Genomic DNA, 21,835 nt, shown 5'->3' on the forward strand with positions numbered 1-21,835 from the left:
CCCCGCAACGCGCAGGGGCCGAACGGCGGATTCTCATCCGCCCCTCGGCCCCGTCCCGCGATCTATGTGAATCAGGCGGATGCTCTCCGCTCCTTCCGGTACTCCTTCTCCTTCTACAGGGCCGGCTCCGTCAGGTTTCGGCATCCGTTGCCGTTGCCCGCTATTCCCTATTCCCTGTTCCCTGTTCCCTATTCCCTGCTTTTACTGAGCCCGCTCCAGCCGGATGTCGCCGCTCACCGTGGTCACGCTCAGCTCCGGCCCGCCGCGCCCGATGGTGCCTTTGGCCTGCCGCCCGATGTCTAGGTTGACGTGAAATCCGCCCTCGTCGTCCTCGTCTTCGTTCTCCTCGTCGTCCCCGCTCATGGAGCCCATCCGCAGGTCGAAGTCCGACTCGATCTCGCCGGAAAGGGTCTGCGCGCTCACCTCGGCGCCCACGTTGCCGGCCATGCGCAGCACCACGTCGCCGCTTACGGTGGCGAACTCCATCTCTTCCCCGTCCGTCTGGCCGAAGGTGGCGTTCACGTTGCCGCTTACGCTGGCCGCGCGGGCGGTGCCCGTGGTGCTGACCTCCACGTTGCCGCTGACGGTGGCCACGTCCACCGGGCTGCGCAGCGAGGTGGCGTACACGTCGCCAGCCACGACCTGCGCGGCGAACTTCACTCCGGCGGGCACGCGGACGGTAAAGTCGATGCGGGCCTCCTCCGCGTCGATCTCTCCTTCGTTGGTATCGTCGCCGCCGCACCAGTCCCGGCTTCCGCCGCGGCCGCCCCGGTCGCCGTCCGGCCGCCCTTCACGGCGGCGCTGGGGATAGATGGCGCAGATGGTGACGCCGTCGTCGCCCTCCACCACCTCGATGCGCACGCGGTCTGCGTTGTCGCCGCTGCGCCGGCCCACGACCTCCACCTGGTCGCCGGACGCGACCTCGGCGCGCACGTCGCCTACGATGCCGCGGATCTCGATCTGCTGCCCGCGCGCCACGCGGCCTGCCCAGCGAAAGTCTTCCTGCCCGCGCTGCGCCGTCCGCCGGGTCACGGTGGACCGCTGCGGGGCCTCCGCCGCCGAAACCGTCTGCGCCGCCGCCCGCACGGCCGGCGCCGTCTCGCTGCGCCCGTCGCGGGCGGATACCAGCGTTCCCACCAGGGCCGCCGAGGCCGCCACCACTGCCGCGTACCGCATCTTCTGTCTCCTGTTCATGTACGGATGAGGGGTACGGGTGCGGCGGCCACGCATTTACGGGCACCGGCCGCGGCCGCATCCGAACGCATCTGATGCAGCAGGGCCGCGAATGGTTTACCGGGATGCCGGACCGCACGTGGAATCACACAGGAGGTGACTTCCTGAGGGAGCGCACCACGTACAACCAAAGGATACGAAAGAGGTTGTGCGCGACCGAAGGATCTACTCCGCCGTGTTGTGGGACCTGCTTCAGGGTATGCATCCAGCCCCACGGTTCTGCCGGCGAGATCCTTCAGTCGGCGCCAAAGTGCATCACACAAGCAGGTTATGGCGCGGCGCCTCCCTCAGGAAGTCAATCGTAGAGACAAGTCTGGCAACACACTCCGAGAGCCTTCTTCATGGTGGCTCCGGATCAGAAGTCCGTCACCTTTGCGGCGCGGCCCGCATCCCGTAGCTTGCTCGCGCAGCTCCCATCCACCAGACGCACGCGCGATGATCCGCAGAACCCCCATCCTGGTCCTCACCCTGGCCGCGAACCTGGCGGGGTGCGCCACGGCGGCGCGGGTGCCGCGGGCGCTCACCACGCGCCCGGAGCGCACGGAGTACCGCGAAACCAGCCGCTACGACGAAGTGGTGGCGTTCGTGGAGGCGGCGGACCGCGCGTCGCCCCTCATCCACCTGACCACGTTCGGGCGGACCAACGAGGGACGCGACCTGCCGCTCGCCGTCGTCGGACGCGTGGCGGATGCGACGCCGGCGGCCGTCCGCGCCAGCGGAAAGACCGTCGTCTACCTGCAGGGCAACATCCACGCGGGCGAGGTGGAAGGAAAGGAGGCGCTGCAGATCCTGCTGCGCGAGATCGTCCAGAGGCGGCACGGGGCGCTGCTGGACTCGCTGGTGCTGCTGGTCGCGCCCATCTACAACGCCGACGGCAACGAGCGCATCGACCCGCAGAACCGGCCGCGGCAGCACGGGCCCATCGGCGGGATGGGGGTGCGGCCCAACGCGCAGGGGCTGGACCTGAACCGCGACCACACCAAGCTGGAGTCGCCCGAGGCGCGCGGGCTGGCGCGGATGCTCACGGAGTACGATCCGCACGTCGTCATCGACCTGCACACCACCAACGGCACGTACCACGGCTACCACCTGACGTACGCCCCGCCGCTGCACCCCAACACGCCGCCCGAGATCGACCGCGTGCTGCGCCGCGAGTGGCTGCCGGCGGTAACGCAGGGCGCGCGGGGGACGGGGTGGCTGCTGTACTACTACGGCAACGTCCCCTCGGCGGAGGACGGGAACGCGGAGGCGGAGCGCGGCTGGTACACCTTCGACCACCGGCCGCGCTTCGGCACCAACTACGCCGGCCTGCGCAACCGCTTCGGCATCCTGAGCGAAGCGTACTCGTACATCACCTTCGAAGAGCGCGTGCGGGTGACGCAGGACTTCGTGGCCCGCTCGCTGGAGTGGGCGCGGACGCACGCCGCCGAGATCCGCCGCGCCACCGAAGCCGCGGACCGCGAGGACCTGCGCGGCCGCCCGCTGGCGCTGAACGCGCGCCTGCGGCGCGAAGGACCCGTGACCATCCTGATGGGCGAGGTGCGCGAAGAGGCCAATCCCGTCACCGGCCACATGATGCTGCGCCGGGTGGATACGGTGCGCGAGGAGCGCATGCCCGAACTGCAATCCTTCGACGCGGCGGAGACGGAGCGCGTCCCGGCGATGTACCTGCTGCCGATGGTACCGGCCATGGACAGCGTCGTCGCGCGGCTGCAAATGCACGGCGTGCGCGTGGACACCCTGGCAGCGCCGCCCACGGAGGTGGTGGAGATATTCCGAATTGATTCCACATCCGTCGCCGAGCGCGCCTTTCAGGGCCACCGCGAGCGCCGCATCTGGGGACGCTGGGCGACGACGACACTCGATTTCATGCCTCAAGTACTGGCGGTGCCGATGGACCAGCCCCTCGCGCGGCTGATCTTTACGCTGCTGGAGCCACGCTCGGATGATGGATTCGCCGCGTGGAACCTGCTGGACAGCCAGATCGAGAACGGGCGGACGTACCCGATCCTACGCGTTCCGGCCTCTCCCTGACGCGGTGTCGAAACGAAGCCGGGGCGCCGCCCGCTTGCGCGCGGCGCCCCGGCGGACGCAGCTTTCGCCTCCCTCCGACAATCCGACCTCCCCCTCGCACCCCGTCGACAGGCAATGCAGGAGCATACGACCGCCGCGCCCGAGGCACGGCTCATCCGCGCGCTGGGCGTGTGGGGGCTCGCGGCCGGCATCATCAACGTCACCATCGGCGGCGGCATCTTTCGACTGCCCTCCGCCGCCGCGACGCAGCTGGGTACGGCGGCGCCCATGGCTTACGTGGTCTGCGCCGTGGCCATGGGGCTCATCGTGCTCTGCTTTGCGGAGGCGGGAAGCCGGGTCGACCTGACCGGCGGGCCGTACGCGTACGTGGAGGTGGCGTTCGGCCCGTTCGTGGGCTTTCTGGCGGGCGTGATGCTGTGGGTGGTGGGGACGCTGGCGCTCTCCGCCGTCACCGCGCTGTTCGCGGATTCGGTGGGGGCGCTGGTGCCGGCGCTCTCCGGCGGCGTCGCGCGCATCGTGCTGCTGGTGGCGGTGCTGGGGATGTACGCCGCCATCAACGTGGCCGGCATTCGCCAGGGAAGCGCGGTGAACGCGGTGGCGACGGTGGCCAAGCTGCTCCCGCTGCTGCTGCTGGTGATCGTGGGCGTGTTCGCCATCCGGGGCGGCAACCTGGCGTGGACCGACGCGCCCGCCGCCGGCGACGTGGCCCGCGCATCGGCCGTGCTGATCTTTGCCTTTGCGGGGATTGAAAGCGCGCTGGTGCCCAGCGGCGAGGTAAAGGACGTGGCGCGCACCGTTCCCCGCGCCATCCTGATGGCCATGCTGGGGATCACGCTGCTGTACGTGGCCATCCACCTGGTGGCGCAGGGCATTTTGGGCGCGGCGCTGGCCGGGCACCCCACCCCGCTGGCCGAGGCGGCGGGACGGGTGATGGGGCCTACGGGCCGCACGCTGCTGCTGGTCGGCGCCTCCATCAGCATGTTCGGCTACGTGGGGGGCATGACGCTGGCCGTGCCGCGCGCGCTGTTCGCCTTGGGCCGCGACGGCTTTCTTCCGCGCGCGCTGGCGTCGGTGCACCCGCGCCACCGCACGCCGCACGTGGCCATCTGGACGCAGGTGGCAATCGTGCTGGCGCTGGCCCTGAGCAGCGGATTCGAGGCGCTGGCCATCCTGGCCAACTTGGCGACGCTGCTGCTGTACGCGGCGTGCTGCCTGGCCGCGTGGGAGTTGCGGCGCAAGAACGTGCGGGCCGGCGGCATCCCGTTCAAGGTTCCCGGCGGCGCGGTGGTCCCCTTCCTGGCGCTGGGCGCCATCGCCTACCTGCTCACCTCCATCAAGCTGAACGAGTGGGCCATGGCCGGCGCGGTGCTGGTGATCTCCGCCATCCTCTACTTCGTCACCGCCGCTGCGCGGAGGGCGAGCCCCGCGGTCCGGTAGCCGCACTGCCCGCCGCCAAACGAAACGCCTCCCGGATGCATGCCTCCGGGGGGCGTTTCTTCAGCGGCGAGCGGACCGGCACGGTTGCTGGGGCGCAGGGCTCAGTAAGGGCAGATCGATGCCCGCGAATTCACGCTCACCACCTGGCTGGTTGTGGCGGTTGCGCCCAGCGCATCCGTCACAGTGGCGGACACGGTGAACGAGCCGGAACCGGGGCTGGTGGTAAAATACTCGTAGCCGATGCTCCAGCCGCTCAGCCCGCCGCTGAAGGTCCAGGAGTAGGGCGGCGTTCCGCCTGCCGCCTGTCCCCACCAGTAGCACTGCACGTTCGGCCGCACACTGTTGGGACCGTTCAGGCTGGCGCTGAGGAACGCGGCGGGGGCGTTGCCGACACGGGCAGCCCGTGCCGCGGGTGATTCGGCCGCCCCAAGATTGGGCGACGTCCCCGCGCCCGCGCCCAGGCTGAAAGGTGCCGCCCCCAGGATGACGGCCGAAATCCACGCGATGGATCGGATCATGAGGCTTCTTCCGCAAAGGTGATCCAGACAAGCCCGCTCCCCCCGGACGGGAGGTACGGCGGAGTCGGATGATCGTTCGCCTCAGAGGGCGCACATGGGTGCCCTGGAGTCGACGGTCACCTGCTTGCTCTCCACGTCGGAGTCGTTGTTCGCGTCGGTGACGGTTACGGTCACGGTCACGGTAAAGCTGCCGGACGACGGGCTGGTGCCGTAGTATTCACCGCCCGTGGAGGCGTTGGACGAAGGACCGCTCCACGTGTACGTATACGGCGTGGTGCCACCGGAAGCGACCGCCCACCAGGCGCACATGGTGTTCGGGCGCACCCTGCTGGGACCGTCGATGATGACGCTGGGCGAATTGTCCGCCACCGCCGCCTCAGCCGCGAATCCGTCGGCGCTGACGCCGGCCGCTACGGCCAGGATGGCCGCCGCTGTCCACTTCACCATGCGCTGCATGAGGTTTCCTCCCAAGGAGATGTTCAGGGTACGAGTCGCGCGCCGGTAGTTCCGCAACGTAGTGGAGATGCGCCATCCGATCAATGTTAGTCCTGAAAAGAGAATTTCCATTGCCGGATGGTGCCGCTCGCACTGGCGCGGGCTCGCCTGATCCTTGCCACCCGCCGAGCGTCCTGGGAGCGCGGACGATCCATCCAGCCGATCCGCCAATCACCCTGCCGTTGCGGCTGCCGGATGTGGCGTGGTACGGCATGATGGGACGGGGCTGGCGGTTCCGAAGAAAGGCGGAGTGATGGAGGCGGTGATCCTGGTGGGGATCCAGGCGTCGGGAAAGTCGACGTTCTACCAGCAGCGGTTCTTCGACACGCACGTGCGCATCAGCCGCGACCTGCTGAAGACGCGCAACCGCGAGCGTCAGCTGCTGGCGGCGTGCCTGGAGACGCGGCAGCCGTTCGTGGTCGACAACACCAACGTGCTGGCCGAGGAGCGGGCGCGGTACGTCGGCCCGGCGAAGGCGGCGGGGTTCCGCGCGGTGTGCTACTTCTTCCGGACGGAGACGCGCGCCGCCATCGCGCGCAACCGGCTGCGGCAGGGCAAGGCCGTCGTCCCCATCCCCGGCATCCTGGGCACCTACAAGAAGCTGGAGGAGCCGCGGATGGACGAGGGCTTCGACGAGATGTACGCCGTCACCCTCACCTCCTCCAACGAGTTCGTCGTGGAGCCGTTCACGCTTCCCCCACAGCCGGAATGAGCAGCATCACGTCTCCGGATCGTCTCTGAAGCCGTCCATTCGCCTGCGCGTCGGCATGAGCGCCTTGCGGTAGATACGCAGTAGCGGGATCCGCAAATCGACGGACGCAAGGTTCATCGCTGCATCGATATTGTCCGTCGGGATGAACCGCCAGACGTCTCCCTGGCGCACGTACTGCTCGACCAGGGGTTTCTTCTCCGAAATGAACACGAATTCCTGCAGCGAATCGATCCGCCGGCAGCACGCGAACTTCTTTCCCCGATCGTAGCCCTCGGAGGCCTCGGAGAGGACCTCGACGATCAGTTCCGGGTTCAGCAAGGTGTCGCTGGTGCTATCCTCAAACAGAGGATTGCACGAGACCACTACGTCAGGATACAGGTAATCGCCCGAGGCGCTGACCTTTACGCGTTGCCTGCTGCAGTAGACCTCACCGGGCCTCTCGATCAGGTATCCGTGAAGCTCGGAAACGAGGGCCGTGACGATCAGGTTGTGCGGACGCGTCTCGCCGGGCGCCTTCGGGACGACCCGGCCAGCGATGTACTCGCTCCGGAACTCGGCGTTGCGCTCGAGGGCGAGATACTCTTCCGGGGTGTAGCGGTCCGGCGCCGTCATGCCGATTCCTCGACCATGTCTTCCGGGACAAAGCGTGTCCGCCGATAGATCTCACGCATGGGCAGCGTGCATCCGACCGACCGCAACTCGACGGTTGCATCGAGATCCGTCACAACCCTGGACGGCCAGAAGTCACCCTCGCGGATGAAATGCTCGACCTTCACCTCGTCCTGCGACACCAACAGGTACTCGCGCAGAGAATCGATCGCCTTGTAGCCCTTGAACTTGTCTCCGCGATCGTACGGCTCCGTACTCCTGGAGAGCACCTCCACGATGAGAGCGGGATTCGTGAGGATGTCGCTGTGCTCGTCGCCATAGCCCGGAGCACCGCACAACGCCATCACGTCCGGGTACGTGTAGTCGGTACCGCGGCCAAAGCGGACCTTTACGTCCGCGAAGAAGACATGGCAGGGCCGGCTGGAAAACCGCGCGAGCAGTCCCGCGTAGATGTTCCCCCCGATGTAGTTGTGCGGAATGCTCCCGCCCGTCATCGCGACGATGCGGCCGTCGATGTACTCGCTGCGGAACTCGGCGTTGCGCTCCAGCGCGAGGTACTCTTCCGGGGTGTAGCGGTTCAGGGCTGCCGTGGCCATGCTCTCCTCTCGGACGGGGTGCGTCCGAGTGTAAGGTTACGCTGCGCAACCGCACAAGTGGCTTGGGCTTGGCCGCAACGAACGCGCCACGTGCGGCATGCTGAATGGCAGGGTGATACGCCACGTGACGGAATCAGGATAGCTTCCAGGCGCCGGAGCGGAAGAGCTTCCCGGGGCAAAACGACGGAGGCCGCGGACACTGCTGTGTCCGCGGCCTTCGCATTTCATCAACCAGTTCCGCGCGTCAGACGCCGATCGGCTCCGCGGCGGCGGCGCGGGAGGGGTAGTGCGACGTGACGTACTCGTCCAGGATACGCTTGAACTCGTCGGCGATGTGGTCGCCGCGGAGGGTGGTGAAGTGCTCGCCGTCCACGTACACGGGCGCCTTGGGCTCCTCGAAGGTGCCGGGAAGGCTGATCCCCAGGTTGGCGTGCTTGCTCTCGCCCGGGCCGTTCACCACGCATCCCATCACCGCCACCTTCATCTCCTCGACGCCCGGGTGCGTGTCGCGCCACACGGGCATCTGGTCGCGCAGGTAGCCCTGGATGCTCTCGGCCAGCTGCTGGAAGTAGGTGGACGTGGTGCGCCCGCAGCCGGGGCAGCTGGTGACCTGGGGGCTGAACGAGCGGATCTCCAGCGACTGCAGGATCTGCTGGGCCACGTGCACCTCTTCGGTGCGGTCGCCACCGGGCTTGGGGGTCAGCGAGACGCGGATGGTGTCGCCGATCCCCTCCTGCAGCAGAATGCTGAGCCCCGCCGCGCTGGAGACGATCCCCTTGGTGCCCATCCCGGCCTCGGTAAGGCCCAGGTGCAGCGGATAATCGCTGAGCGGCGCCAGCTTGCGGTACACGCGCACCAGGTCCTGCACCCCGCTCACCTTGGCGCTCAGGATGATGCGGTCGTGCGCCAGCCCGCACGCCTCGGCGAAGGCGGCGGAGCGCATGGCGCTCTCCGTCATCGCGTCCATCATCACTTCCTTGGCGTCCTTGCGCACCGCCTCGGGAAGGAGCGCGTTGACGTCCATCATCTCCGTGAGCAGCGCCTGGTCCAGCGAGCCCCAGTTCACCCCGATGCGCACCGGCTTGCCGAACTCGATGGCGCGCTCGATGATGGCGCGAAAGTTCTCGTCGTGGCGCTTGGCGCCCACGTTGCCGGGGTTGATGCGGTACTTGGCCAGCGCCCGCGCGGTGTCGGGATACTTTGCCAGCAGCAGGTGGCCGTTGTAGTGAAAGTCGCCCACGATGGGCACGTCCACCCCGCGCGCGTTCAGGAACTCCACGATGTACGGCACCGCCTGCGCCGCCTGCTCGTTGTTCACCGTGACGCGCACGATCTGGCTGCCGGCGCGCCACAGGGCGGCCACCTGCCGGACGGTGCCCTCCACGTCGGCCGTGTCGGTGTTGGTCATGGACTGCACCACCACCGGGTGCGCGCTCCCCACGGGAACGCCGCCCACGTTCACGGTAACCGTACGCCTGCGCTGTATCTGCTGCATCTGCATGTGTGGTCGCGAGTTGCTGTCAGCCTGGGAATCTAACGCCGCACGGCGCGGTTCGGAAACCTGCCGCCGCTGCTCTGGAACGTTGCCGGCATCCCGAATGATTCATCCGCGTGCGGCGTGACGCCCGGGTGCGGAGGAGCGGGGACCCATCCGGCCCGTTCCGGAGTGAAATCGCTCTCCTTCGATCGATTCGCAGATCCACACGCCGGTGCCCCATCCGTTTGCGGACCGATGCCATTCCGCCGTAAACTGTCGCTTCTCTCCGCCGGCCCCGTCTTACCGCTCCCGTCCATCCACCGCCACACAAGGCCATCCTGATGACGCCGCGCATCCGCACCCTTCGCCCGCTGCTGCTGGCCGCGCTCCTGTGCGCCTGCGCCGCCGCGCTTCCCGCCCCCGCCGCGGCGCAGGTGAGCGACACCGTCGCGGTATCCGCCGACAGCCTGTACACCATTCGACTTACGGATGGGTCCGTGATCTACGGGCGCATCGTCGAAGACGCGGGCGCCACGCTGACGGTGGCGACGCAGGCGGGGGTGACGATTCAGCTGCGGCGCGCGCAGATCGAGTCCATCACGCCCATGGGCGGACGCGTGGTGCAGGGGCGGGTGTGGCCCGACGATCCCAACCAGACGCGGCTGTTCTTTGGCCCCACCGGCCGGGCCGTGGGCGCGGGAGAGGGGTACCTGGGCGTCTACGAGATCCTGTTTCCCTTTCTGACCTTTGGCGTAACGGAGAACTTCAGCATCTCCGGGGGCACGCCCATCATCCCCGAGATCATCGGCGAGATCTGGTACTTTGCGCCCAAGCTGACCGTGTACCAGACGGAAAGCACGGCGGTCGCCACGGGCGTGCTGGCCCTGGCGGCGGAGGGCGAGACGGCGGGGATCGTGTACGGCGTAGGGACGTTCGGTGCGTCGGACCGGGCGGCGACGGTGGGGGTGGGCTGGGGGTTCAGCGACGGCGACCTGCACAACCAGGCGGTGCTCATGGTGGGCGGCGAGCTGCGCACGGGCCGCAGCACCAAGTTCATCACCGAGAACTACCTGATCCCCGGCGCGGACGGCGGCGAAGGCGCCATCCTTTCCGGCGGCATCCGCTTCTTCGGCGAGCGGCTTTCCGCGGACCTGGGTGTGGTGACGTCGCCCACGAACTGCAGTGACGGGTGCTGGTTTCCGCTGGTGAACTTCGTCTACAGCTTCTGATCCGTCATCCGCACAGAAGGTGTCGAGCGGGGGAGCAGAGTGGATTCCGCTCCCCCGCGCGACGCGCTTCCGGGCACGCGGGTGTCCCGATCCGCACCGTCGCGCGTTCTCCGACGCAAGCCACGCTGCGCGCCGGGACGGAACAATGGCGCGCAAATCGTGTCTCAGTCGCACCGCCATCCCCGTTGCGGACGTTCTTCTCTCCACGCACATCCTGGAAATTCCTGACATGAAGCATCGCCTTGCCGCGGCCGCCGCGCTCGCGTTTCTGTTTGCCGCCGCGCCCGCCGCCGCCCAGGCCGCGGATTCCGCCGCGGCGTACGTTCCCGCGCAGGCCATCTCCATCCTGCCCTTGCACGCCGCGTTCGGCTTTTACGCCGGCGACTACGAGCGCGCCGTGGGCCAGACGGTCACCGCCGGCCTGGGCGGGAGCTACTTCTCGCTGGGGGGCGACGAGGACGGGTTCCGCTACTCGTCCGTGGAGGCCAAGGTGCGCTACTACCCCTCGGGCGACCCGCTGAACGGGCTGTCGTTCGGCCTGACCGCCGGCCCCACCTTCCTGTCGGCGGAGAGCGACGCCGCCGACGTGGACGACGACGTCACGGCGGTGGGGATCGGCTTCGAGATCGCCCGCAGCCACCTGATGGGCGTGGAGCGCCACTTCTACTACGGATACGGCGCCGGCTTCAAGCGCCTGTTCATGGTCTCGGGCGAGGAAAGCGGCGCCGAGATGGCGCTTCCCACGCTGCGCCTGTCCATCGGCTACGCCTTCTGACGCGGCGCCGGGCAACGGAGTAGATTGGGAGGCGGGAGGGCACGGCGGCCCTCCCGCTTTTTCGTATCCGCGGATCCGGGGGGAGGCCGATGACGGTGGACTTCGACGGGATGGTGCGCACGCTGGGCGAGCTGGTGCGCATCGGCTCCATCAACCCGGCCTTCAGCGGGGGCACCACGGACGAGCGCCAGGTGGCGGCGTACGTGCAGGCGGCCATGGAGGTGCGGGGGATGCAGACGCAGCTGCACGAGCCGGCCCCGGGGCGGGTAAGCGTGGTGGGGCGGCTGCTGGGCACCGGCGGCGGGCGCTCGCTGATGCTGTACGCGCACCACGACACCGTGGGGATCGAGGGGATGCCGGACCCGTGGTCCGCCGAGGTGCGCGACGGGCGGATGTACGGCCGCGGCGCGTACGACATGAAGTGCGGCCTGGCCGCCTGCCTTGCCGCCGTCCGCGCGCTGGTGGACTCGGGCACCCGGCTGGCGGGGGACGTGATGATCGTCTCCGTGGCGGACGAGGAGGAGGCCAGCCTGGGGATGATGGACGTGCTGCGCCACCACACGGCCGACGCGGCGGTGGTCACCGAGCCCACCGAGCTGTCGATGGTCGTGGCGCACAAGGGGTTCTGCTGGATCGAGGTGGAGACGGAGGGCCGCGCCGCGCACGGCAGCCGCTGGCATGAAGGGATCGACGCCAACCTGCGGATGGGGCGGGTGCTGGCGCGGCTGGAGGCGCTGGGCGCGCGGCTGGTGACGTCTCCGCCGCACCCCGTGGTGGGCCCGCCGTCGCTGCACGCGGCCACGCTGCAGGGCGGCACGGGATGGAGCACCTACGCCGCGAGCTGCCGGCTGCAGATCGAGCGCCGCACCATCCCCGGCGAGACGGAGGCGGACGTGGTCGCCCAGGTGCAGGAGATCATCGACCAGCTGGCCGCGGAGGACCCCGCCTTCCGCGCCACCGTCCGCCCCGTGCTTACGCGCCAGGCGTGGGAGGCACGGCCCGGGTCCGCCATCACCGGCATCGTGGCGCGCGCGGCGGAGGACGTGCTGGGCCGCGCCGTGGAGCGTATGGGCGCGCCGTACTGGATGGACACGTCGCTGCTGGGCGCCGCCGGCATCGACACCATCGTCCTAGGCCCCGCGGGCGGGGGGGCGCACGCGGCGGTGGAGTGGGTGGACCTGGAGTCCGTCCGCCAGACCGCCGAGATCCTGGTGCGCACGGCCGTGGAGTTCTGCGGCGCCGCCATGGAGTCATGATGCGGTACGATCTTCCCGAGATCCTGCGCGGCAGCACCCCGACGACGTCCCGATCGATCGTATGCGGGCGAGTGACATGATGAAGCGCCTGATCCGGATGGCCGCCGCGGCGCTGGTCGCGGCCGGCTCCTTCTTCGCGGCGGAGGGTGCGGAGGCGCAGCAGGCGCGCAGCATCCTTTACCGCGTGCAAGGGGCGGGCGGCGCGACGGTGTACCTGCTGGGCTCCATCCACCTGCTGAGCGCGGACGCGTACCCGCTGCCGCAGCCGGTGCAGGACGCATACGCCGACGCCGAGCGCCTGGTCTTCGAAACCAGCATGGACAGCCTGATGGCGCGCCAGGCCGAGATGGCGGCGCGGGGGCTGTTGCAGGGCGGCAAGACGCTGCGCGGCGAGCTTCCGGAGGACCTGTACGCGCAGGTGGAGAAGGCGGCCCCCGCGCTGGCCCCGCTGGGCGTGGGGATGGTGTCGGTGGACCGCATGGAGCCCTGGCTGGTGGCGCTGCTGTTCCAGAGCGCGGAGTCGCTGAAGGTGGGGCTGGCACCGGAGCACGGCGTGGACGTGCACTTTACCGAGCGCGCCCGGGCCGATGGCAAGCCCGTGAGCGGGCTGGAGTCGGTGGACTTCCAGATGGACCTGTTCGACGGCCTGAGCGCCGGGGAGCAGGTGAGCTACCTGCGGCAGTCGCTGCAGGACCTTCCGCGCAGCACGGAGGTGATGCGGCAGATGGTGGCCGCCTGGCGCGCCGGTGACGCGGACGCCATCGACGCGCTGATGAACGAGTCGCGGGCCCAGGCGCCGGAGATGTACGCCCGCCTGCTGACGGACCGCAACGCCGCCTGGGTGCCGCAGATCGAGGCGCTGCTGCGCGGCTGGGAAGACGTGCTGGTGGTGGTGGGCGCCGGCCACCTGGTGGGGGACGACAGCGTGGTGGCCATGCTCCGCGCGCGCGGCCACACGGTGGAGCAGCTGTAGAAACGCTCGAGCCCGGTTCGGCGCGGCCCGGTGTCGGGCGGCTGAAGCCGCGGCTGGAAAAGCGGGAAGCCCCGCAAACTGCGCGGGGCTGCACCTGCTAACGGCTCGCGCAACACTCGTCCGCGAAGGCGGACATCGCGTTTTCCCAGCCGCGAATTCATTCGCCTTGGCGGGCGGTGGCGGGATGCCCGCATCTCCCCGCCCAAGCCCGCGGGAGCGAGTAAACTCGCCGCAACAACTGCGGAAAGCCCCGCAAACTGCGCGGGGCTGCACCTGCTGGGCAGATCGCGAAACACTCGTCCGCGAAGGCGGACATCGCGTTTTCCCAGCCGCGAATTCATTCGCCTGGGCGGGCGGTGGCGGGGTGCCCGCATCTCCCCGCCCGAGCCCGCGGGAGCGAGTAAACTCGCCGCAACAACTGCGGAAAGCCCCGCAAACTGCGCGGGGCTGCACCTGTTGAGCGGATCGCGAAACACTCGTCCGCGAAGGCGGACATCGCGTTGTCCCAGCCGCGAATTCATTCGCCCGGGCGGGCGGTGGCGGGATGCCCATCTCCCCCGCCCGAGCCCGCGGGAGCGAGTAAACTCGCCGCAACAACCGCGGGAAGCCCCGCAAACTGCGCGGGGCTGCACCTGTTGAGCGGATCGCGAAACACTCGTCCGCGAAGGCGGACATCGCGTTTTCCCAGCCGCGAATTCATTCGCCCGGTGGCCGGCGCGGGGCCGTAGATGGCCGATCAGCCACCGTCGGCGCGGCGCAGGCGGTGGATGCGGACGCGGCTTTCGGCGCCGGCGGCGGAGGGCTCCATGCGGACGGCGGCCTCGTCCACGCTCCAGCCTTCGCCGCGCGCCAGGCGCAGAAAGTCGCCGGCGTACACGCGGCCGGGATCGGCGATGAGCACCGTGCCGCCCGGCGCCACCACGCGGGGAAAGAGGGCGGTGAGCAGCGGCCCGTTGCGCGGCTCGTACAGCACGTCGGCGGCGATCACCAGGTCGTAGCCCCACCCGCCGCGCGGCTGGCGCCAGTCCAGCAGCTCCGTCTGCAGGGGCGGCAGGCCGTTGCGCTCGGCGTTGGCGCGGGCAAAGCGCAGCGCGTCGTCGTACCAGTCGGTCGCCAGCACGCCGGCGCCGCGGGCCGCCAGCACCAGCGACGGCAGCGCCACCCCGCACCCCAGCTCCAGCACACGGAGGCCGGTCCAATCATCCACTCTCGCACTTTCGCACTCTCGCACGTTCGCACTGCCGTTCTCCAGCAGGTAGCGCGCGAGCGCCCGCGCCGACGGCCACAGCTCCGCCCAGTACGGCAGCCGCTCGTCGCCCTCGAACTCCGCCTCGTCGATCAGCTCGTCGGCGGCGCGGGGAAGGATGAGCTCCACCCCCCACCCGCCGTGCTCGAACCGCTCTTCGCGCACGTCGAACCGCGCGCGCAGCTCCGCCTCAAGGCTCCCCGTCATCCGCTCCCGTCCACAACGCGTTGCTTGCCGCGGCGCCCGCTTTGGGCATACCTTTGCGCCGGCTGCGCGCGACAAGCTCTCGCCGCGCGCGGCTTCCGGTCAACCCGTCGCGTGCACCAAGGGGGGTGTGATGGCCTGGCGCCGTCCCTTTGAACGCCGGCTCCGCCGTGCGCTGCTGATGTTTTCCGTGCTCCCCTCGCTGCTGCTGGTGGGGCTGGGTGCGTACGCCGTGTCGCGCGCCGTGCAGCTTTCGGACGCGGACGGTGCGTGGGAGCGCGCGGGCGCCAGCGGCGGCGAGCTCATCCGCCGCGCCGAGCGCTCGGGCGATCCCGCGCTGGCCCGCGCCGCCGCCCGCCACCGGCGCGAGCTGGAGGCCTCCATCACCAACGCGCGGCGCTGGGACTACCTGCTCAGCCGCTCGGTGGCGCTCATCCCCCTGGCCGGGCTGCTGGTGGGCGGCGTGCTGGCCGTGCTGGCGCTGCGTGCGTCGCGCGGCATGGGGCGGCGGCTCTCGCACCCCGTGGAAGAGCTGGCCGGGTGGGCGCGGATGGTGGGACGCCGCGAGGCGCTGCCGGAGAACGACGGCGTGGCCGCGGCGGACGAGTTCGCGGTGCTGCGCCGCGCCTTCCGGCGGATGGCGGCGGAGCTGGAGGCCTCGCGCGAGGCCGAACTCGAGGCGGAGCGCGCGCGCACCTGGGTGGGAATGGCGCGCCGCGTGGCGCACGAGCTCAAGAACCCGCTCACGCCGATGCGCTTTGCGCTGCACACGCTGCAGCGCACCACGCCGGAGCGCCCGGACGCGCGCGAGGCGCTGGAGGTGCTGGAGGCCGAGTCCGCGCGGCTCGAGGAGCTGGCGCGCACCTTCGCGCAGATGGGCCGCATGCCCGAGGGCCCGCCTAGCGAGGTGGACGTACGCGAGATGCTGGACTACCTGCTGCGCACGCACCTGCCGCCGCAGGTGCGGCACGACCTGCGCGCGCCCAACGCGCTGCCGGCCGTGCTGGGCCACCACGACGCGCTCTCCCGCGCCTTCGCCAACCTGCTGCTGAACGCGGGTGAGGTGGTGACGCAGGCCGGCGGCGGATCGGTGACCGTGGACGTGCGCGAGGCGGACGGCAACCTGGAAGTGCGGGTGATGGACGACGGCCCGGGGATCGCGCCGGAGCACGTGGCGCGCGTGTGGGAGCCCGACTTCACCACCAAGACGCGCGGGACGGGGCTGGGGCTGGCGCTGGTGCGGCAGACGGTGCAGGCGCACGGCGGCCGCGTGTGGGCCCGCAACCGCCTGGAAGGCGGCGCCGAGTTCGGCGTCGCGCTCCCCGCCAGCGCCGCCGTGCCCGAAGAGGCGCTGTCGGCCTGACCGGCTCCGCCCGAAGCGCGAACCTGACCGCCTGCGAAAACGCCGCCCCGGTGATCCGGGGCGGCGTTTCGCCTGATGGATGCGGAGGCTCCTCAACGGGTCAGCCGCTGCCGGCCTTCCGGCGGGGGCGAGCCGCGGGCGCGCGGCGGGGCTTCGCCGGACGCGTATGCCGCTTCGCGAGATCGGCGACGACCTCGGGATGATCGCGCAGGACGCGGAGCAGCGTATCGGCGGTCTTGTTCTGCGCCACCGTGCCGCGCTCCCACCGCACCACCGTCTTTTCACCCGCCCCGATCAGCCGCTCCAGCTGCGCCTGCGTCAGCGAGTACTTGCGGCGCAATTCCACGATCTCCGCCGGCGCCAGCAGCCCGTCCTCCGCGCGGATGACGGCGCTCGCACGACGTTGCGAGTCATCCATCATCTCGCCATTCAAGTACTCCTCACCACACCTGGCGCAACGGTAGAAGCAGTCCATGAAGGTGACGGGCCGATCTCCCATGCGCATGGAGTGTGGCTCTTCCACCAAGGTGGCTGGGCCGCCACACAACGGGCAGGTATCGTTCTTCGGAATCATCTCACCTCCTTTTGAACTGCACCACGAACGCGCGTCCGTTCACTGCCAACTGCAGCTTGATGTACAACCAGACGCCCCTGAACTCCAGGTGATAGACATCCTGCCACAGGCCGGGCAATCGCTCGGACTCCATCGATTTGTAGAAGTTCCGGCTCGAAAGCTCGAGCACGGCTTCCACGATGTCGCTGCGGCTCAAGCCGAGTTCCGATGCTCCCTCGTCCGCCACATTGGTGATGGATGAGGATATCGGTCCCTGCCCAATCAGCCGCTGCAGCTCCCGCAGATCATACGCTGGCTCCCCTCTGCCCATCCGCCCTCCAATGGTAGCATCTTGCTACCCGCCGCACAAGTGGTTCGCGCCCGTCAAGTGCTCGGAGTGAACGGCTGAAGATAGACAGAGTGTGCGGTTTGCGCCAGCCCCGAAGCTGCGCGGAATCGTCTCGCCATTGCCGATCGTGCCACGGAAGCGTATCCTCCCGAATCCTACATTGAACAAGCCCGATACAGCGGAGGCAGTCACGTGCATCCCGTCATCCTCCGGGTCGGCTTCGTCTGCATTGCCGCGGCGGCGACGCCGCTTGCGGCGCAGGAGCACGGCGCGCGCATCGACTCCATCCTGCGGTCGTACGCGGAGGCGGGGCGGTTCAACGGGACGGCGCTGGTCGCCAGCCGGGGGGAGGTCGTCTACGAGGGGGCGTTCGGCACGGTGGACCGCGAGACGGGGGCGCGGCTCACGCCCACGACGCCGATGCGCATCGCCTCCGTCACCAAGGCGTTCACGGCGCTGCTGGTGATGCAGCAGGTACAGGAGGGCCGGCTGCGCCTGGACGCGCCGGTCACCACCTGGCTTCCCGAGTTCCGGCGCGCGACGGGGGACCGCATCACGCTGCGGCACCTGCTGACGCACCGGTCCGGCCTGCCGCACGACCAGAGCACGCCCTCGCACGAGTACCACCCGGAGGAGGGGCTGGATGCGGAGCTGCTAGCGGAGCCCGGGTCCACCTTTCAGTACAACAACCGCGACTACTACCTGCTGGCGCGCATCCTGGAGCGCGTGACCGGTCGCACCTTCGCCGATCTTCTCGCGGAGCGCGTGCTGCGCCCTGCCGGCATGCGGCACACGGGCGAGCATCCGTACCCGGCCGCGCTCCCCGGCGAGGCGGTGGGCTACGCGGCCACGGACAGCGGCGGCCTGCGCCGCCCGCCGGAGATCGACCTGCGCAACTTCCACGGCGCCGCGTCCATGTTCTCCACCGCGGGCGACCTGTACCGCCTGGACCGGGCCCTGGCGGACGGGCGCCTGCTGGCACCCGCCTGGCGCGACACCATGTACGCGCCGGGGCCGGGCGCCGCCGCGTTCGGCAGCTGGGTGTACGCGCGGCCGTTCGGCGGCGGGCGCACGCTGACGCTGGTGGACCGGCGCGGCAGCCTGGGCGGCTTTGGCGCGTGGTTCCTGCGCATTCCCGACGACGACGGCGTCATCATCCTGCTGGACAGCCACGAAGGCCCCGCCCTGCAGGAGATCGGCGAGCGCATCCTCGCGGTCCTGTACGGCACGCCTCCGCCCACGGGATCGGACTGAGTCTCTCCATCCACCCAAACGCGGATCGGCCCGGCGCTCGAGGAGAGCGCCGGGCCGATTTTTCATCCACCGCAGCGACGCAGCACGCTACACCTGCGCGTACATGTCCACGGGGGGGCAGCTGCACACCAGGTTGCGGTCGCCTGCGGCGTTGTTCACGCGCGCCACGGCCGGCCAGAACTTGCGCTCGCGCACCCACGCGGCCGGGAACGCCGCGCGCTCGCGGCCGTAGGCGTGCGTCCACGCGTCCGCCGTCACGGCGGCGGCGGTGTGCGGGGCGTGCTTGAGCAGGTTGTCCTGCCGGTCGGCGATCCCCGCCTCGATCTCGCGGATCTCGTCGCGGATCATCACCATCGCCTCGATGAAGCGGTCCAGCTCGCCCAGCGCCTCGCTCTCGGTGGGCTCGATCATCATCGTCCCCGCGACGGGAAAGCTGACCGTGGGCGCGTGGAAGCCGTAGTCCATCAGCCGCTTGGCGATGTCCTCGACCTCGATCCCCGCGCTCCCCTTGAGCTGCCGCATGTCGACGATGCACTCGTGCGCCACGGTGCCGTTGGCGCCGCGGTACAGCACCGGGTAGTGCTCGTCCAGCCGCTTCGCGATGTAGTTGGCGTTCAGGATCGCCACCCTGGTCGCGTGCGTCAGTCCCTCGGCACCCATCAGGTGGATGTAGACCCACGAGATGGGAAGGATGCTGGGGCTGCCCCACGGCGCCGCCGAGATGGAGCCGTGCTCCCCGCCGCCCACGGGGATGACCGGGTGGCCGGGCAGGTACGGCGCCAGGTGCCTGGCCACGCAGATGGGCCCCATCCCCGGACCGCCGCCGCCGTGGGGAATGCAGAACGTCTTGTGCAGGTTCAGGTGGCACACGTCCGCGCCAAAGTCGCCCGGGCGGCACAGCCCCACCTGCGCGTTCATGTTGGCGCCGTCCATGTACACCTGCCCGCCGCGCTTGTGGACGATGTCGCAGATCTCGCGGATCTCCGACTCGAACACGCCGTGCGTGCTGGGATAGGTGATCATCAGCGCGGAGAGGTCGTCCGCGTGCTGGTCGGCCTTCTTGCGCAGGTCGTCCAGGTCCACGTTGCCTTCGTTCGTCGACGCCACGACGACCACCTTCATCCCCGCCATCACCGCGGAGGCGGGGTTGGTGCCGTGCGCGGACTGCGGGATCAGGCACACGTTGCGGTGCCCCTGTCCGCGCCCCTCGTGGTACTCGCGAATCACCAGCAGCCCCGCGAACTCGCCCTGGCTGCCGGCGTTGGGCTGCAGCGACACCGCGTCGAAGCCGGTGATCTCGGCCAGGTCCGACTCCAGCGACCGGAACAGCTCCAGGTAGCCGGCGGTCTGCTCGGGCGGCGCGAACGGGTGGATGCGGCTGACCTCGGGCCACGTCACCGGGATCATCTCGACGGTGGCGTTCAGCTTCATGGTGCAGCTGCCCAGCGGGATCATGCTGTGCGTCAGCGACAGGTCGCGGCTTTCCAGCGACCGGATGTACCGCAGCATCTCGGTCTCGCTGTGGTACCGGTTGAACACGGGGTGGGTGAGGATGTCGCTCCTGCGGCGGAAGCCCTCCGCGATCCCCGACGTCAACCCGTCCAGCAGCTCGTCGACCGTGAAGTCCAGCGGCGCCCCGCGGTTCAGCGAGACCAGGATCTCCTCCACGTCCTCCACGCCCGTGGTTTCGTCCAGGGCAATGCAGATGGAGGCGTCGTCCCAGGCACGCAGGTTGATGCCGCGGTCGCGGGCAGAGGCCAGGATGCCCCCCACGCGCGTTCCCACGTCGATGCGCACGGTGTCGAAGAAGGCGCCGTGCACCACGCGGTAGTTCAGCCGCTCGGCGCCGGCGGCCAGCAGCTCCGCCAGGGTGTGCACCCGCTCCGCGATCTTCCGCAGGCCGTCCGGCCCGTGGTAGACGGCGTACATCCCCGCCATCACCGCCAGCAGCACCTGCGCCGTGCAGATGTTGCTGGTGGCCTTTTCGCGGCGGATGTGCTGCTCGCGCGTCTGCAGCGCCATGCGCAGCGCGGGGTTGCCGTTGGCGTCCACGCTCACCCCGATGATGCGGCCGGGGATCTGGCGCTTGTACTCGTCGCGGCAGGCGAAGTACGCCGCGTGCGGCCCGCCGAAGCCCATGGGCACGCCCATGCGCTGCGTGGTCCCCACGGCCATGTCCGCGCCCCACTCCCCCGGCGGCGTCAGCAGCACCAGCGACAGCAGGTCCGCCGCCGCCACGACAACGACACCCTCTTCGCGCGCCCGCTGCGTGAACGGCCGGTAGTCGGACACCTCGCCGTCGGTGGCCGGATACTGCAGCAGCGCGCCAAAGACGGGCTGCGTCCAGTCGAAGTGCTCCAAGTCGCCGACGACCACGTCGATGCCGCGGGCCCGGGCGCGCGTCTTTACCACGTCGATGGTCTGCGGATGGCAGAGTGACGAGATGAAGAAGGTGTTCTTCTTCTCCCCGCCGCCGATTCCGTACGCCATCGCCATGGCCTCGGCCGCGGCGGTGCCCTCGTCCAGCAGCGACGCGTTGGCGATGGGGAGGCCGGTAAGATCGACGACCATCGTCTGGAAGTTGAGCAGCGCCTCCAGCCGCCCTTGCGCGATCTCGGCCTGGTAGGGCGTGTACTGCGTGTACCAGCCCGGGTTTTCCAGGATGTTGCGCTGGATGACGGGCGGGGTGATGCAGTCGTGGTAGCCCATCCCCAGGTAGCTGCGAAAGACGCGGTTGCGCGACATCATGGCGCGCAGCTCCTTGAGCAGCTCGTACTCGCTGCGCTCCGGGCCCAGCGCCAGCGGCCGGTCAAGGCGGATGGACGAGGGAATGGTGGCGTCCACCAGCTCGTCCAGCGACCCGTAGCCGACCGTGTCCAGCATGCGCCGGATCTCTGCCTCGTCGGGCCCCACGTGCCGGCGCACGAAGGTGTCCGTATGGGTAAGTGCCGATCGATCCACGATCTACGTCTCTTTTGAAGGGGGCGGTGAAGGCGGCGGAATCTATCCGTCCCCGCGCCGGATGGCAAACCCCGTGACGGCGTTGAATACAGTACACCGGGCGTCAAGTGCCCCTGCGCGCAACCGATGAAGAAAAGCCTCACGCAGAGACGCGGAGAGAACGTTCTTCCTTCTCTCCCCGCGTCTCTGCGTGAGGTCTTCCGTTGTTTTTGGTTCTCCGTCCGCTTTCGATGCAGGGGCGGCAGATCATGTGTCGGGCGGGGTGAGCACCCGATCCATCGCTGCGGCACGGCGCCGGGGTCGGGGCGAAGCGGAGGGTCGGCAGAGGGATGGAAGCGCGGCAGGGGGCCATCCGCGTTTTTCGGGGGAGGCACCCATGCCGCCGTAGCGCTCCGGGAGCAAGCCGTCACCGACACCCGCCGCGCGATCCCGCGGACTCCCGGACGCACCAAAGCTCTGGAGCGACGTCCCGGTCCGGCGGACGCACCGGCGCTCCCGTCCGGCTCAACGGCGAGGCAGGCTCCTGGAAAAGACGCGCGGCAGGTGAAGGCGGCCGCCGGT

General features: G+C 69.6%; 19 protein-coding genes. 9 read left to right on the forward strand and 10 right to left on the reverse strand.

Annotation, left to right across the window (positions count from 1 at the left end):
- Positions 1-201: 201 nt before the first annotated feature.
- Complete coding sequence (locus VGC13_RS31745) at positions 202-1,176, reverse strand: DUF4097 family beta strand repeat-containing protein (RefSeq protein WP_331129374.1); 975 nt, start codon at positions 1,174-1,176, stop codon at positions 202-204.
- A gap of 492 nt (positions 1,177-1,668) precedes the next feature.
- On the opposite strand from VGC13_RS31745, the gene VGC13_RS31750 reads away from it, so the two are divergent.
- Positions 1,669-3,267, forward strand: coding sequence for a M14 family metallopeptidase (locus tag VGC13_RS31750; RefSeq protein WP_331129375.1), 1,599 nt, complete (start codon positions 1,669-1,671; stop codon positions 3,265-3,267).
- A 114-nt stretch (positions 3,268-3,381) separates the two neighbouring features.
- Positions 3,382-4,704: an APC family permease gene (locus VGC13_RS31755; RefSeq protein WP_331129376.1), complete on the forward strand. Its 1,323-nt coding sequence runs from the start codon at positions 3,382-3,384 to the stop codon at positions 4,702-4,704.
- A 101-nt stretch (positions 4,705-4,805) separates the two neighbouring features.
- Here the strand turns inward: VGC13_RS31755 and VGC13_RS31760 are convergent, their stop codons facing one another.
- Entirely contained in the window at positions 4,806-5,222 is a 417-nt protein-coding gene (locus VGC13_RS31760; protein ID WP_331129377.1) for a hypothetical protein, read from the reverse strand.
- An 81-nt stretch (positions 5,223-5,303) separates the two neighbouring features.
- Positions 5,304-5,678: a hypothetical protein gene (locus tag VGC13_RS31765; protein ID WP_331129378.1), complete on the reverse strand. Its 375-nt coding sequence runs from the start codon at positions 5,676-5,678 to the stop codon at positions 5,304-5,306.
- 241 nt (positions 5,679-5,919) lie between these two features.
- Between VGC13_RS31765 and VGC13_RS31770 the strand changes: the two genes are divergently transcribed.
- On the forward strand, positions 5,920-6,429 hold the full coding sequence (locus VGC13_RS31770; RefSeq protein ID WP_331129379.1) for an AAA family ATPase: 510 nt from the start codon (positions 5,920-5,922) through the stop codon (positions 6,427-6,429).
- A 6-nt stretch (positions 6,430-6,435) separates the two neighbouring features.
- Here the strand turns inward: VGC13_RS31770 and VGC13_RS31775 are convergent, their stop codons facing one another.
- From VGC13_RS31775 to ispG, 3 genes are all read right to left on the reverse strand, one after another.
- Positions 6,436-7,041 carry a Uma2 family endonuclease gene (locus tag VGC13_RS31775; RefSeq protein ID WP_331129380.1) on the reverse strand — a complete coding sequence of 202 codons (606 nt, stop codon included), beginning with the start codon at positions 7,039-7,041 and terminating at the stop codon, positions 6,436-6,438.
- Positions 7,038-7,634 carry a Uma2 family endonuclease gene (locus VGC13_RS31780; protein ID WP_331129381.1) on the reverse strand — a complete coding sequence of 199 codons (597 nt, stop codon included), beginning with the start codon at positions 7,632-7,634 and terminating at the stop codon, positions 7,038-7,040. Before VGC13_RS31780 ends, VGC13_RS31775 begins: the two co-directional genes overlap by 4 nt.
- 244 nt (positions 7,635-7,878) lie before the next feature.
- The gene (gene ispG, locus VGC13_RS31785; protein WP_331129382.1) at positions 7,879-9,129 is read right to left on the reverse strand and encodes a flavodoxin-dependent (E)-4-hydroxy-3-methylbut-2-enyl-diphosphate synthase; all 1,251 of its coding nucleotides are present in this window, start codon (positions 9,127-9,129) and stop codon (positions 7,879-7,881) included.
- Between the two features lie 323 nt (positions 9,130-9,452).
- Here ispG and VGC13_RS31790 point away from each other — a divergent pair, with 323 nt between their 5' ends.
- From VGC13_RS31790 to VGC13_RS31805, 4 genes are all read left to right on the forward strand, one after another.
- Positions 9,453-10,340, forward strand: a complete 888-nt coding sequence (locus VGC13_RS31790) for a hypothetical protein (protein WP_331129383.1) — start codon at positions 9,453-9,455, stop codon at positions 10,338-10,340.
- Positions 10,341-10,569: 229 nt separating this feature from the next.
- Positions 10,570-11,115 carry a hypothetical protein gene (locus VGC13_RS31795; protein ID WP_331129384.1) on the forward strand — a complete coding sequence of 182 codons (546 nt, stop codon included), beginning with the start codon at positions 10,570-10,572 and terminating at the stop codon, positions 11,113-11,115.
- An 89-nt stretch (positions 11,116-11,204) separates the two neighbouring features.
- Entirely contained in the window at positions 11,205-12,371 is a 1,167-nt protein-coding gene (locus tag VGC13_RS31800) for a M20/M25/M40 family metallo-hydrolase (RefSeq protein WP_331129385.1), read from the forward strand.
- Between the two features lie 79 nt (positions 12,372-12,450).
- The gene (locus VGC13_RS31805) at positions 12,451-13,344 is read left to right on the forward strand and encodes a TraB/GumN family protein (protein WP_331129386.1); all 894 of its coding nucleotides are present in this window, start codon (positions 12,451-12,453) and stop codon (positions 13,342-13,344) included.
- Between the two features lie 736 nt (positions 13,345-14,080).
- Here the strand turns inward: VGC13_RS31805 and VGC13_RS31810 are convergent.
- Entirely contained in the window at positions 14,081-14,797 is a 717-nt protein-coding gene (locus tag VGC13_RS31810) for a class I SAM-dependent methyltransferase (protein ID WP_331129387.1), read from the reverse strand.
- A 178-nt stretch (positions 14,798-14,975) separates the two neighbouring features.
- Between VGC13_RS31810 and VGC13_RS31815 the strand changes: the two genes are divergently transcribed.
- Positions 14,976-16,157, forward strand: coding sequence for a HAMP domain-containing sensor histidine kinase (locus tag VGC13_RS31815; protein WP_331129388.1), 1,182 nt, complete (start codon positions 14,976-14,978; stop codon positions 16,155-16,157).
- A gap of 100 nt (positions 16,158-16,257) precedes the next feature.
- Here the strand turns inward: VGC13_RS31815 and VGC13_RS31820 are convergent, their stop codons facing one another.
- Both VGC13_RS31820 and VGC13_RS31825 read right to left on the reverse strand, forming a co-directional pair.
- Positions 16,258-16,731: a type II toxin-antitoxin system MqsA family antitoxin gene (locus VGC13_RS31820; protein WP_331129389.1), complete on the reverse strand. Its 474-nt coding sequence runs from the start codon at positions 16,729-16,731 to the stop codon at positions 16,258-16,260.
- 1 nt (position 16,732) lies between these two features.
- Positions 16,733-17,041 carry a type II toxin-antitoxin system MqsR family toxin gene (locus VGC13_RS31825; RefSeq protein WP_331129390.1) on the reverse strand — a complete coding sequence of 103 codons (309 nt, stop codon included), beginning with the start codon at positions 17,039-17,041 and terminating at the stop codon, positions 16,733-16,735.
- Between the two features lie 210 nt (positions 17,042-17,251).
- Here VGC13_RS31825 and VGC13_RS31830 point away from each other — a divergent pair, with 210 nt between their 5' ends.
- Positions 17,252-18,313, forward strand: a complete 1,062-nt coding sequence (locus VGC13_RS31830; protein ID WP_331129391.1) for a serine hydrolase domain-containing protein — start codon at positions 17,252-17,254, stop codon at positions 18,311-18,313.
- Between the two features lie 87 nt (positions 18,314-18,400).
- Here the strand turns inward: VGC13_RS31830 and gcvP are convergent, their stop codons facing one another.
- Positions 18,401-21,274: an aminomethyl-transferring glycine dehydrogenase gene (gene gcvP, locus VGC13_RS31835; protein ID WP_331129392.1), complete on the reverse strand. Its 2,874-nt coding sequence runs from the start codon at positions 21,272-21,274 to the stop codon at positions 18,401-18,403.
- Positions 21,275-21,835 lie beyond the last annotated feature (561 nt).

This window comes from Longimicrobium sp. (assembly GCF_036399255.1).
GTDB lineage: Bacteria > Gemmatimonadota > Gemmatimonadetes > Longimicrobiales > Longimicrobiaceae > Longimicrobium.